The organism is Bacillus sp. UNC438CL73TsuS30 (assembly GCF_000482325.1).
Lineage (GTDB): Bacteria > Bacillota > Bacilli > Bacillales > Cytobacillaceae > Neobacillus.
In genome coordinates this window covers 91731-104554 of the sequence record NZ_AXVA01000010.1, presented here as the reverse complement: position 1 = coordinate 104554, position 12824 = coordinate 91731, and the positions used below count along the sequence as shown (strand labels likewise).

General features: G+C 40.8%; 13 protein-coding genes. 1 reads left to right on the top strand and 12 read right to left on the bottom strand.

Going from position 1 to position 12824, the window contains the following annotated elements:
• Positions 1-133: 133 nt before the first annotated feature.
• A complete protein-coding gene (locus M028_RS0103595; RefSeq protein ID WP_026572692.1) occupies positions 134-1120 on the top strand; it encodes an SIS domain-containing protein in 987 nt (328 codons plus the stop codon).
• A 208-nt stretch (positions 1121-1328) separates the two neighbouring features.
• Here the strand turns inward: M028_RS0103595 and M028_RS0103590 are convergent, their stop codons facing one another.
• The 12 genes from M028_RS0103590 to atpE all read right to left on the bottom strand — a co-directional run bounded on the left by M028_RS0103590 (position 1329) and on the right by atpE (position 12796).
• A complete protein-coding gene (locus M028_RS0103590; protein WP_442852773.1) occupies positions 1329-2186 on the bottom strand; it encodes a PfkB family carbohydrate kinase in 858 nt (285 codons plus the stop codon).
• Positions 2187-2231: 45 nt separating this feature from the next.
• Positions 2232-3251 (bottom strand): SIS domain-containing protein, encoded by a 1020-nt coding sequence (locus tag M028_RS0103585; RefSeq protein ID WP_231510766.1) that lies wholly within the window; start codon positions 3249-3251, stop codon positions 2232-2234.
• An 83-nt stretch (positions 3252-3334) separates the two neighbouring features.
• Entirely contained in the window at positions 3335-4219 is an 885-nt protein-coding gene (locus M028_RS0103580; RefSeq protein ID WP_035423730.1) for a carbohydrate ABC transporter permease, read from the bottom strand.
• A gap of 38 nt (positions 4220-4257) precedes the next feature.
• Positions 4258-5133: a carbohydrate ABC transporter permease gene (locus tag M028_RS0103575; RefSeq protein ID WP_026572688.1), complete on the bottom strand. Its 876-nt coding sequence runs from the start codon at positions 5131-5133 to the stop codon at positions 4258-4260.
• A gap of 96 nt (positions 5134-5229) precedes the next feature.
• On the bottom strand, positions 5230-6507 hold the full coding sequence (locus tag M028_RS0103570) for an ABC transporter substrate-binding protein (RefSeq protein ID WP_026572687.1): 1278 nt from the start codon (positions 6505-6507) through the stop codon (positions 5230-5232).
• 407 nt (positions 6508-6914) lie between these two features.
• Entirely contained in the window at positions 6915-7322 is a 408-nt protein-coding gene (locus M028_RS0103565) for a F0F1 ATP synthase subunit epsilon (protein ID WP_026572686.1), read from the bottom strand.
• A 21-nt stretch (positions 7323-7343) separates the two neighbouring features.
• A complete protein-coding gene (atpD, locus tag M028_RS0103560; protein WP_026572685.1) occupies positions 7344-8744 on the bottom strand; it encodes a F0F1 ATP synthase subunit beta in 1401 nt (466 codons plus the stop codon).
• Positions 8745-8957: 213 nt separating this feature from the next.
• Positions 8958-9815: an ATP synthase F1 subunit gamma gene (gene atpG, locus M028_RS0103555; RefSeq protein WP_026572684.1), complete on the bottom strand. Its 858-nt coding sequence runs from the start codon at positions 9813-9815 to the stop codon at positions 8958-8960.
• Between the two features lie 48 nt (positions 9816-9863).
• Entirely contained in the window at positions 9864-11372 is a 1509-nt protein-coding gene (atpA, locus tag M028_RS0103550) for a F0F1 ATP synthase subunit alpha (RefSeq protein WP_026572683.1), read from the bottom strand.
• 24 nt (positions 11373-11396) lie between these two features.
• Positions 11397-11933, bottom strand: coding sequence for a F0F1 ATP synthase subunit delta (locus M028_RS0103545; protein WP_026572682.1), 537 nt, complete (start codon positions 11931-11933; stop codon positions 11397-11399).
• A complete protein-coding gene (locus M028_RS0103540; protein WP_026572681.1) occupies positions 11930-12460 on the bottom strand; it encodes a F0F1 ATP synthase subunit B in 531 nt (176 codons plus the stop codon). Before M028_RS0103540 ends, M028_RS0103545 begins: the two co-directional genes overlap by 4 nt.
• Positions 12461-12583: 123 nt before the next feature.
• The gene (gene atpE / locus M028_RS0103535; RefSeq protein ID WP_026572680.1) at positions 12584-12796 is read right to left on the bottom strand and encodes a F0F1 ATP synthase subunit C; all 213 of its coding nucleotides are present in this window, start codon (positions 12794-12796) and stop codon (positions 12584-12586) included.
• Positions 12797-12824 lie beyond the last annotated feature (28 nt).

Sequence of the window (12824 nt, the reverse complement as noted above, 5' to 3'; positions counted from 1 at the left end):
AATATTAATTTCTTTGGGTTCCAAAAAATTAAATGTTCAAAAAACATTGACAATTTACCTTTTGGCACTTAATATAATGTTATATAATGTATTATTATATTCAATACAAAAGATTTTAAGGGAGGAAACATGAATGGTTAATTCACAAGTAGTTGTCGATCAGCAAGTTCAAAATGTTTTAGATGCTTTGAAAGGACGTACCATCAACCACGTATATTTTGTTGCATGTGGAGGTTCTTCTGCCATTATGTATCCAAATAAGTACATATTGGACCGTGAAGCAAAAGATCTTACTTCTGATGTTTACAGTTCGAATGAATTCATTCATCGCAACCCTAGAAAACTTGGAGAAAATTCACTCGTTGTATTATGCTCTATGTCGGGTACAACTCCTGAAACGGTTAAAGCAGCAGAATTTGCCCGTCAAAAAGGAGCATTAACAGTTGGATTTACAAACCAGCCAACCTCACCTCTTGCACAAGAAAGTGAATTTGTTGTGAAATATGAGTGGGGCACTGAATCCGTTGCTTTTAATACAAACTTAGGTTTACTCTATCAATTAACATTCGGCGTTTTAAACGTATTAGAAGGAAATGATAAGTTTGACAAGATGGTCAACAGCTTATCCAATCTCCAATCTGTGTTTGAGAAGGCCGCTAAGCAATATGAAGGCAAAGCACTACAATTTGGCCAGGAATACAAGGATGAAAAAGTGATCTATACAATGGCAAGTGGAGCAAACTACGGAATTGCTTATTCTTACGCCATTTGTATTCTAATGGAAATGCAATGGATCCACTCCAATGCCGTTCACTCTGGTGAGTACTTCCATGGTCCGTTCGAGATTATTGATAAAGACGTACCATTCATTATCTTGCTTGGCTTGGATGAAACACGCCCACTAGATGAAAGAGCATTAGATTTCTCGAAAAAATATGGTGAAAAACTAGTTGTATTAGATGCTAAAGATCTTGATTTAACTGGTGTTGACGAAGAGTTAAGGGGCTATATCGCACCGCTTGTATTAAATCATGTACTTCGTAAATATGCTGAACAATTAGCAGAGGCGCGCAATCATCCACTATCACAAAGAAGATATATGTGGAAAGTTGAATATTAATAGTAAGAATTAGCTCCTCGAGTTTGAACTCGAGGAGCTTTTTTCATTTAGATTGTTGTATATACCTACATTCAAGCTTCTGATAGTCATCTTAACAGCGGGTTTTAATAGTTTATTAGCAAATCCAGTGTTTTATTTGCGAATATATTATTAAAGCAACAAAGAGCCAAAAAAATAACCTGCTCTTCAACAGAACAGGTTCATCTTATTAACGGCCAATGACAATCTTACTCTCCCGCTTCTTTCCATGACCAAAGGCGCCAAAGCGCTGGCACGTTTCAGCTGCAGCTGCGGAACCTTTATCCATTGCAACCTGGGCATTCCCATGTGCCACATATTCTTTTAAAAAGATCGCTACAAACGTATCCCCAGCTCCAAGTGTATCCACTACATCGGTCTCGACAATTCCCTGTTCATAAACTTGATGGGAATCCGAGAACAATGATCCTTCAGAACCTCTAGTAACGACAACATTTGGTGTACCTGCCTTGTGTACCCTCGTAATTAACGCATTGCATTCCTCTTTGGTTAAATCTCCACCAGAGAAAATTGCATATTTCACATATGGACAAACCTGTTCTAAATAGTCATCATCATATTTGGTTGAAAAATCAAATGAAATATCGATGTATTTTTGCAATAATGGCAACTCTTTCTCCAAATGACTAAAAACGCTTGTATGCAGCAGCGAAAAGGTTTGAATATATTCTAGTTCCTCATCGGTAAGATTCAATTTTAGCTGCTGTTGGACTCCGCCTTTATTGGAGCCGACAAACTTCCGATCCCCATGCTCATCGAGTGTGACTACCGCTTCACCTGACGGACCAATCGCTCTTCGTACCCTTGAAACATTGAGATTTTCCAACTTTAACGAGTTAACAATATGATCGCCTTCTTCATCATTGCCGACAATCCCAATATAGGATACCTCATCAACACCATAACGTTTCCAAAAGACCGCCACATTTACAGCATTCCCGCCCGGAAACATCTCACCAAGGTCATCATAAAAATCTACTACATTATCTCCTACTGCTATCAATCTCATAATTGAAACCTCCCATATGGTGAATAAGAGAAAGATACTTCTTGTATCTTTCTCTAAATCTTTTTAATAAGCCACTGTACGATAATATCTTCTAATCTCTAAAGAATGATTGCGTTTATCTTCTAAATGGACACTCAGTCTTTGGAGAAGCGTCGATGTAACGATTGGTGATAAATATTTGCGGAACTCTTCATTAATTCCTTCTAGCTCAAACGCCTTTGTATCGATTACGGTCAATTTCTTTGTATACTTCTCAGCAAAAGCCTCAACACGGTCCATCAACGGGCGTGATTCATCTTCACCCTTAAGTAAAAGAACGCTCGTGTCCTCTTCCACTAGCTCCAAGGTGCCATGGAAGAATTCTGCTGCATGAATTGATTTTGTTTTAATCCATTGCATTTCTTCCAATACACACATCGCATAGGAGTAAGCACGTCCCCAGGTATTTCCGGAACCAACTACCATATGATAGGGCTCATCCTTATAAGCGACAGCAAAAGCTTCCGCCTTGTCTTCAAACTGTTCTTTTGCCTCGATTAATCGTTCTGGAAGGGCTTCTAACTGTGCTGCAAACTCCTCATAACGAGGGAAATCTCCATTTTTATTCATTAATTTAAAAATGAGTAAATAGAGAACTAGTTGATTCCCATCGCTGGCAAAGTCATTTTCTGCAAAATTAACGATTGGAAAATCAACTGTGTCAGCAAGCGGTTTATTGTACTCACCTGTCAATCCAATTGTTGTTGCGCCTTTTTCTCTACAATATTTCGCTGCTGCTACTGTCTCCTGTGTTGTACCTGATAGAGAAGATAGAATGACAAGCGATTGTTCACTTAGTTGTTTATGATTCTGTAGGACAACTTCTGCTGCAATTTCGGCATAGGCTGGAATCGTGGATGTTGAATTAATCATAAATTCAAATGGATAAAAGGTCGCAACAGCACCGCCTGATCCAATTAAGAAAATATTTTTAAACCCCTTCTCATAAACCTTGTCCACTACCTTTTCAATTTCTTCCCGCAGCCCTACTGCACCGCCGGTTACCTTCAAATACTTCTCTCTACTAAAGTTTAACAATCTCACTCACTCCTTATTAATATTAATATGTTATAAAACGTTATATACAAGATAATAATAGTGGGGCACTGATTGCCCCCAGTCTCTTATTATCCTTTTACACTTCCCTCAGCCAACCCTCTGACAAAATACTTCTGCATCATCAGGAAGATGGCAATCAATGGAATGGCGGAAATGACCAGCCCAGCTAGTAAGACTCCCCAGTTTGTATTTAATGCATCTTTGAAAACTAATAAACCGGAAGTAATCGGCTTTACCTCTTCTGTTTGAATGAAAAGCATTGAGAATAAAAACTCATTCCATGAATAATAAGCAGTTAAAATGACACCCGTAAACATGATCGGCTTGCTCATTGGAAGAAATATTCTCACAAAAACATCTATACTCGTAGCCCCGTCGAGATAAGCTGATTCTTCCAATTCTTTCGGAATTCCGAGGAAAAATGAACGAATCAACAGAACCGTTAATGGAATTCGATAGGCTGTAAACGTTAAAATCAGCGCCCAATAGGTATCAAAAATCCCCATCTTTTGAATTAATTCATAGAGTGGAATTAAACCGCTTTGCGGGGAAAACATCAGACCAGCTGACACAAATAGGAGCAGGAACTTTCCTCCTTTTATTTGGAAACGGGTCAAACCGTATGCACATAACGAGCTAATCAAAACCGTTAAAATACATGTACCAATCGTAATGATCAAGCTATTAACGAAGTAGCTCGAAACCCCTTGTTCCCACGCAGCACTATAATTTGAAAACAGCCATTCTTTTGGAAGCCCCCAAGTATGGTTATAAATTTCTGTTGTATTTTTAAAGGAATTGACAACCATCCAGAAGATTGGATAAGCAATTGCAACAAAGTAAAGAAGTAGAAATAGAAAGATGATCCCAACAACGATGGAGAAGCCTTGTTTATGTTTTTTTGCTTTCGTGCTGATTTTCGCAGGCTTTACGATCGTTGCATTCGGACTCACCGCCCCTGAATCTCCCTGTGATTCAATCGGTTTCATTTTTACTCCTCCCCTGTTTTTACGAACTTATTTTGTAGAAAGTAGAAGATTAATGTGATACCCAAAATTACGTTTGCGATAGCAGAAGCAAATCCCGGTTGATTGTCAATAAACGCCTTTTGGTATAGATAGGTACTAAAGACTTGTGAAGAGTTATTTGGACCGCCAGCCGTTAATACGTATACTTCACTAAACACTAAGAATGAACCTGTTACGGTATAGATTAATAGCACAAAGGTCATTTCTTTTACTTGTGGAACTGTAATGCTAAAAAATGTGCGGATTTTTCCTGCCCCATCGATGGTAGCTGCTTCATATAATTCCCCTGGGACTTTTTGGACGGCCAACACATACAACATAACGGTGTAGCCAAGGCTTTGCCATTGAGAAACACCAATAACAGCGAAAATCGATGTTTTCGGATCCCCAAGCCAGCCTCTTGCCCATTCACCCAAGCCAATTGCTTTAAGAAAACCATTTAGTAACCCAACCTCTGGATTATAGATGAAACTAAAGAGGATCCCAATTACGGTCATGGAAATAAGAACAGGAATAAAAAAAGTTGTTCGAAAGAATGTGGAAAATCTTCTGAAGATCTTGTCTTCTAATATTGCTGCAATCACTAATCCAAGACCAACTTGAATAATAACGGAGATAAAGGCGTAAAATAGATTGTTTTTAAGTACTGTAAAAAAGACGGGATCTTTAAAGAGGTGTGCATAATTTTGTAGTGCGACAAATTTTCGATCTAAAGTAAATGGGTTCCATTCATAAAAGCCATTTATTACATTTCGAACTAATGGATAATAAACAAATAGTGCAAGCATAAGAATGGCCGGTGCTATGTATAAAACTGGGACAACTCGTGACTTGTGCATTCTATACCCCTCCCATCAATATCTATTAAGATATGTCGGTTTAAGAGGACCAAGGGCTCCGCTAAACCGACATTTTAATAGATTTTATGTCTTCCTTTATTGATTTACTTGTTTCGCTGCATCCTGAACATTCTTCATGACTTGTTCTGGTGTCATGCTGCCACCAAGCATAGCTTGTACTCCATCACCATATGGCTTAAATACTCTGCTGTCTAATGCGCTGTCAGTCCAAATGGCCATATTCTTTGCGCTCTTGATTAAATCCATTGCTTCGACTTCATGATCCGTTGCGCTATTCGCATTCACCGCACCATCCACCGTACTTGCCAAACCTGTATCCTTGATTAGTTTCTCTCCATTAACTTTAGAAGTCATAAACTCCAAGAACTCCATTGCTTCTTTCGGATGTTTCGATTTACTATGAACCATAAATCCTTCAGGTGCACCGATTAAGCCTTCTTGGTCACCTTTCGCTCCTGCAATGGTCGGTACTTTAAAGGTTCCCCATTTAAATGTAGCGTCTTTCATAAAGGTAATTTCCAATGATTCAAGGAATGTTACCGCTGCTTTTCCGCCAAGGAATAGGTTTCTTGCTTCGTCATGGGCAATCGCATTTGGATTATCATTCATATACGTTTTTAATTCATTTAATTTCTTTAATGCTTCTACATATCCAGCGTCTGTAAACTGGGCCCCTTTATAGCTTAAATCTTTATCTAAAACTTCCTTCGGTACTAGTCTCTGATTCAATGCTGTTACATAGTGAGCAGCAGCCCAAGGTGATTTATTCCCTAAAATAAGTGGCGTCGTTCCGCTCTTTTTAATGACAGCGAGGTCCTGAATAAATTCATCCCATGTCGTTGGTGCCTTTAAATTTAGCTTGTCAAACAAGTCTTTGTTGTAGAAGAATAACTTACTGTCAGTAAATAGTGGAACACCGTAGACTTTATCATCCTTTTTAAAGAAATTTACTTGTGAACCAATTAATTTACCTGACCAATCTTTGTTCTCGTCATAGTATTTCGAGAGATCTAATGCTACACCATCCCGGATAAACTTTTGACCATATTCTCCTGCCCAAGTAAAGAAAACATCCGGCGGATTTTGACTTCCAAGAAGAACATTTGCTTTTTGCTTATAATCATCATTTAATGCGGTTACTTCTTTAATTTGAATGTTAGGGTGCTGCTTTTCAAAATCTGCAATCACACTCTTAAAGTAAGACTTGTATGGCTCATTTGGCCAACGGTAAAAAAATGTAATGGTTGTCTTTCCGTTTGCTGAGTTTGAACTCGTGCTTTTCGAGGAACATCCGGCTAAAAATATGGACATTACCAAAAGGATACCAACTGCTAGATTAAGCCAACGTTTCATATACAAGATCCCCCTAATTAGTCTATAAACTATCAAATTACCAGATTACCATGTTAACCGCTTACAATTCCAAAAAATGTCTCCTAAGTCTCATTACACCCCACTGTCCCAGCGATTTTCCCATCACTTAATGTATTATAATATAATATTACATTCTATAACGTTTCACGTCAATATCAAAATAGCTTAAACTTTCAAACTATTTACTGTAAACTTAAATAGAACCATTAATTTCAGCTCTTCTCATTAGAAAACGGTATATCAAAATAATTCTTTCCTATCTATAAATACCACAAAATCAGCAAATTTAATAGTAATAATATTATCTTTTTTCAAAATACTCTATACATCAGATAGAGTAACAAAAAACCCCTCCAAAAAGGAGGGGTTCTTATCTAAAAACATCATTATCTTTTATCCGATACGGCGAGGCGGTTGATGGCACGTTGAAGAGCTAGTTCAGCACGCTTGAAATCGATATGTTCCTGCTGTGCTTGTTGAAGACGCTGTTCAGCGCGTTCCTTCGCCCTTAGGGCACGATCAACATCAATATCAGCTGCATTTTCCGCTGCTTGAGCTAAAATCGTCACTTGATCCGGACGAACTTCTAAAAATCCGCCGCTAACTGCGATCTGCTCTTGTTTACCGCCGCCTAACTTCAGACGAACAGCACCAATTTCAAGCGGGGCAACCAAGGGAATGTGGCCAGGCAAAATACCAAGTTCGCCACTTTTAGCTTTTGTACTAACCATTTCCACATCTGATTCATACACCGGGCCATCGGGAGTAACAACATTGACTTTAATCGTCTTCATTTTTTACCCTCCTGGCTGGAATTAGACCTCTACGCCCATGCGTTTAGCAGACTCAACCACTTCTTCAATGCGGCCGACAAGACGGAATGCATCTTCTGGAAGGTGGTCGTATTTACCGTCAAGGATTTCTTTGAATCCTTTAACCGTTTCTTTTACCGGCACATAAGATCCAGGCTGGCCAGTGAACTGTTCAGCAACGTGGAAGTTTTGTGATAAGAAGAACTGGACACGACGAGCACGAGCTACGGTTAACTTATCATCATCAGAAAGTTCGTCCATACCCAAGATCGCAATGATATCCTGTAATTCACGGTAACGCTGTAAGGTTTGCTGTACTTGACGAGCAACATTGTAATGCTCCTCACCAACGATTTCAGGTGACAATGCACGAGAAGTCGATGCAAGTGGGTCCACCGCAGGGTAGATACCCATCTCAGAAAGCTTACGCTCAAGGTTTGTTGTTGCATCTAAGTGAGCGAAAGTTGTAGCCGGTGCCGGGTCCGTATAGTCATCGGCTGGTACGTAAATCGCTTGGATCGATGTAACAGAACCTTTTGTTGTTGAAGTGATACGTTCTTGTAATTTACCCATTTCAGTAGCAAGTGTCGGCTGGTAACCAACGGCAGATGGCATACGGCCAAGTAACGCGGAAACCTCAGAACCTGCTTGTGTGAAACGGAAAATGTTATCGATGAACAATAACACGTCTTGGCCTTGCTCATCACGGAAATATTCAGCCATTGTCAAACCAGTCAAGGCAACACGCATACGTGCACCTGGAGGCTCGTTCATTTGTCCGAATACCATCGCTGTTTGCTTAATAACACCAGAATCCGTCATTTCGTGAAAAAGGTCGTTCCCTTCACGAGTACGCTCCCCTACACCAGCGAATACGGAAATACCGCTGTGCTCTTGTGCGATGTTATTGATCAATTCCTGGATTAATACGGTTTTACCTACACCGGCACCACCGAACAAACCGATCTTACCACCCTTAATATATGGAGCAAGAAGGTCAACTACCTTAATACCAGTCTCAAGAATTTCAACCTCAGTTGAAAGATTTTCATAAGTTGGTGCTTCACGGTGAATTGGATCACGGCGAGCGCCTGCAGGAATTTCTTCCTTAAGGTCAATTACTTCCCCTAATACGTTAAATACACGGCCAAGAGTTGGTTCCCCAACCGGTACAGAAATCGGTGCACCTGAATCCAACACTTCCAAACCACGAGTTAATCCGTCAGTAGAAGCCATTGCAATCGTACGAACTGTATCATCACCTAAATGAAGGGCTACTTCAAGGGTTAGGTTGACTGATTCAGAACTAATTTTCAATGCATTATAGATCTCAGGCAATTGGGCGTTATCAAACTTAACGTCAACAACCGGACCCATAATCTGAACAATGCGTCCCTTGTTCATCATTTTCCCTCCTTACTTACTTTTTTGATCCAAAACCCCTTTTTTAAAAAGGAACTTATTGAATCACACTGAACTCTGATTTCGGCCTGAAACCTGTTCACAGCAACGAATCACGATCCATAAGCTAAAAACAAGTCACAGACACGAAATAAGGTTCATTTTTCAAAAAACGGTCTGTCTAGCTTCAGCACCAAGGCGCTTCCGCTTTTCGGTCTATTCTAACGCCGCTGCACCGCCGACGATTTCGGTAATTTCTTGCGTAATCGCTGCCTGGCGGGCACGGTTATACATAAGTGTATAGTTACGAATTAATTCTTTTGCATTATCGGTTGCATTCTTCATTGCCGTCATCCGGGCAGCATGCTCACTGGCTTTGCTGTCTAGCAGCGCGCCATAGATTAAGCTCTCGGCATATTGCGGCAGGAGAACTTCTAGAATTTCTTCGGCAGACGGTTCGAATTCATATGAAATCAGCTTGCCTGTCGTTTTAATTTCAGCAAGTGGCAACAGTTTCTTCTCGGTTACTTCTTGCGAAATTGCGCTTATATAATGATTGTAATATAGATAAATTTCATCAAATGTACCATCAGCAAACATGCCTACTGTGCTCGATGCAATGTCTTTAATGTCAGCAAATGAAGGTTGGTCTGAAATACCAATGATTTCAAGTGCAACATTGATGCCGCGTTTGGCAAAGAAGTCACGGGCAACACGACCGACTGCAATAATCGCAAATTCGTCATTGGATTTGTGATTTTGTTGGATGGTTTGATGTACACGTCTTAAGACGTTACTGTTAAACGCACCTGCAAGACCACGGTCAGATGACATAACGATATAGCCTGTCTTCTTTACAGGACGTGCTTGAAGCATAGGGTGATTCACCCCTTTACTGCCAAGCGCAATCGCTGCTGTTACCTCTTGGATTTTTTCCATGTAAGGGACGAATGATTTCGCATTCATCACCCCGCGGTTCCATTTCGCAGCAGAGGTCATTTCCATTGCTTTGGTAATTTGACTCGTCTTTTTCGTCGAATTAATACGAGTTTTTATATCGCGTAATGATGCCATTTTAAGTTCTCACCACCCTCACTAAAAGTGTTCAATGTTAGCCATGAATTACTCGGAAACTGCAAACGTCTTTTTGAAGGCGTTGATCGCAGATGCCCAATCGTCATCAGAAGGGAGATCCTTCGTCTTGGTAATATGGTCTAACAACTCTTTGCGATTGTGGTCTAACCATGTTAGGAATTCAGCTTCGAAACGACGGATATCCTGCAACGGAATATCATCTAAGAAGCCGCGTGTTAATGCATATAGGATCGCTACTTGTTTTTCAACAGAAAGCGGCTTATTCAAGTCTTGTTTTAGCACCTCAACGGTACGTGCACCACGATTCAGCTTCGCTTGGGTTGCTTTATCAAGGTCAGAACCGAACTGGGCAAATGCTTCTAGCTCACGGTATGAAGCAAGGTCAAGACGCAGTGTACCTGCAACCTTCTTCATCGCTTTAATCTGTGCGGATCCACCTACACGAGATACGGAAAGACCTGCGTTGATCGCTGGGCGAACACCGGAGAAGAATAGGTCAGATTGTAAGAAAATTTGTCCATCAGTGATGGAGATAACGTTTGTTGGAATATAAGCAGAAACGTCACCTGCTTGTGTTTCGATAAATGGTAATGCAGTGATTGAACCCGCGCCAAGGCTGTCGTTCAATTTCGCTGCACGTTCTAATAAACGGCTGTGCAAGTAGAATACATCCCCTGGATATGCTTCACGACCTGGAGGACGGCGAAGTAGCAAGGAAAGCTCACGGTATGCAGATGCTTGCTTTGTTAAGTCATCATACACGATTAATACGTGCTTACCGTTAAACATGAATTCTTCACCCATTGAAACGCCTGCATATGGTGCCAAGAATAGCATTGGAGCTGGTTGTGATGCAGATGCAGACACAACGATTGTGTAATCTAATGCGCCATTTTTACGAAGGGTTTCAACCGCACCGCGTACTGTTGATTCCTTTTGGCCAATCGCAACATAGATACAAATCATGTTTTGACCTTTTTGGTTCAAGATGGTATCAATAGCAACAGCTGTTTTACCTGTTTGACGGTCACCGATGATTAACTCACGTTGACCACGTCCGATTGGCACAAGTGCGTCAATCGCTTTAATACCTGTTTGTAATGGCTCATGAACGGATTTACGAGCCATAACGCCTGTTGCTACTTGCTCAATAGGGCGAGTTTTTGTTGTATTGATTGGACCCATCCCATCAATTGGTTGTCCTAATGAGTTTACTACACGTCCGATTAGCTCTTCTCCAACCGGAACCTCCATGATGCGGCCTGTACGGCGTACCTCGTCACCTTCACGGATATCTGTGAAAGGTCCAAGGATAATAATACCGACGTTATTTTCTTCAAGGTTTTGTGCCATACCCATAACGCCGTTTGAAAATTCAACTAGTTCTCCAGCCATGACGTTGTCAAGACCGTGAACACGAGCGATACCGTCACCAACGGTGATAACCGTACCAACATCCGTTACTTGAATTTCCGCCTGATAGTTTTCAATTTGCTTTTTTATCAGGGCACTGATTTCTTCAGCTTTGATGCTCATGAGTTTCACCCCTATCTACAAATCTTAGCTTAACAATTTACGTTGCAAACGATCGAGCTTGCCGCGCAAGCTGCCGTCATATATACGATTTCCGATGCGGACCTTTACGCCGCCGAGCAATTCGGAATCTACGATATTTTCAATTCTGAGAGACTGCTTGCCAACTTTTGCTGCAAAAGTAGCCGAGATCGCCTCACGCTCAGCATCTGAAAGCGGGCGTACGCTGGAAACTTCAGCTTCAGCAACACCGGATGCTTCATATGCAAGCTCAATAAACTGGTTGACCACTTCAATAATTTCACCTTCACGGTGGCGGTCCATTAGAATCATTAATGTATTAACAACAAATCCATTAATATTTGCAAAAGCCTGTTTTAAAATGGCCTTTTTATTTTCCTTTGAAAGTTTTAAAGAGCTGAGAACAGCCTTTAAATCCTTATTCGTTTGGATTACTTCTTTTACTACACGAAGATCTTCTTCTACTTGACTTAGAATCTGTTGTTCTTTGGCAATTTGAAAAAGTGCCGACGCATAGCGCTTTGCTACGATGGAGTTACTCATCGGCGTTCTCCTGCCTCTTTAATATATTCGTTGATGAGTTGATCCTGATCCCCAGCATTCAACTCTTTCTCAATAACCTTAGAGGCGATTAATACAGACAAGGAAGCAACTTGTTCGCGAATTGCGGCCAATGCTTTTTCCTTTTGCTGTTCAATCTCAAGCTTTGCAGCTTCTTTCACGCGTTCAGCTTCGGTACGGGCTAGCGCAATGATTTCCTCACGCTGAACATCGCCTTGCTTTTTCGCATTTTCAATTAAGCCTTGTGCTTCTGTACGTGCTTCTTTTAAAAGATTTCTTTGCTCTTCTAAAAGCTTTTGCGCTTCAACACGGCTTCCTTCAGCCGCATTAATTTCACCTGCAATATGGTCTTCACGCTGTTTCATGATGCCCATTAATGGACCCCACGCGAATTTTTTAAGCAATGCTAACAAAATTAAGAAAACTACTAGTTGGAAAATACTGTCTCCACCATTGAAATGGCCTGCGCTTTCTGCAGCACCTAGGACAAATAGATTGCCTGATAACACCACGGGTTCACTCCCTTCAAGAGTCGTTCGCTACTCAAAAAAGTATGTTCTCTATTGCACAAACATAAATGGCGAAGGTGTCTCTTCTTCCTCTCCGCCACTTGGGATTTTTCTCTCTACTAATTAACGTCCTAAAACCATGAACGCGATAACAACGCCGATGATCGGTAATGCTTCAACTAACGCAACCCCGATAAACATTGTTGTTTGTAATAAACCACGAGCTTCTGGTTGACGAGCGATACCTTCAACTGTACGTCCAACGATTAAACCGTTACCAATACCTGCGCCTACTGCTGCCAAACCAATTGCAATTGCTGCTGCTATAAGATTCATTATAATGTTCCTCCTTAAAAATGTATGA

What these genes read in the sequence shown, in the direction of transcription:
- M028_RS0103545 (WP_026572682.1), bottom strand. Translation starts at nt 11,933, where the DNA reads ATGAGTAACTCCATCGTAGCAAAGCGCTATGCGTCGGCACTTTTTCAA.
- atpE (WP_026572680.1), bottom strand. Translation starts at nt 12,796, where the DNA reads ATGAATCTTATAGCAGCAGCAATTGCAATTGGTTTGGCAGCAGTAGGC.
- M028_RS0103595 (WP_026572692.1), top strand. Translation starts at nt 134, where the DNA reads ATGGTTAATTCACAAGTAGTTGTCGATCAGCAAGTTCAAAATGTTTTA.
- M028_RS0103570 (WP_026572687.1), bottom strand. Translation starts at nt 6,507, where the DNA reads ATGAAACGTTGGCTTAATCTAGCAGTTGGTATCCTTTTGGTAATGTCC.
- atpG (WP_026572684.1), bottom strand. Translation starts at nt 9,815, where the DNA reads ATGGCATCATTACGCGATATAAAAACTCGTATTAATTCGACGAAAAAG.
- atpA (WP_026572683.1), bottom strand. Translation starts at nt 11,372, where the DNA reads ATGAGCATCAAAGCTGAAGAAATCAGTGCCCTGATAAAAAAGCAAATT.
- M028_RS0103575 (WP_026572688.1), bottom strand. Translation starts at nt 5,133, where the DNA reads ATGCACAAGTCACGAGTTGTCCCAGTTTTATACATAGCACCGGCCATT.
- M028_RS0103565 (WP_026572686.1), bottom strand. Translation starts at nt 7,322, where the DNA reads ATGAAGACGATTAAAGTCAATGTTGTTACTCCCGATGGCCCGGTGTAT.
- atpD (WP_026572685.1), bottom strand. Translation starts at nt 8,744, where the DNA reads ATGAACAAGGGACGCATTGTTCAGATTATGGGTCCGGTTGTTGACGTT.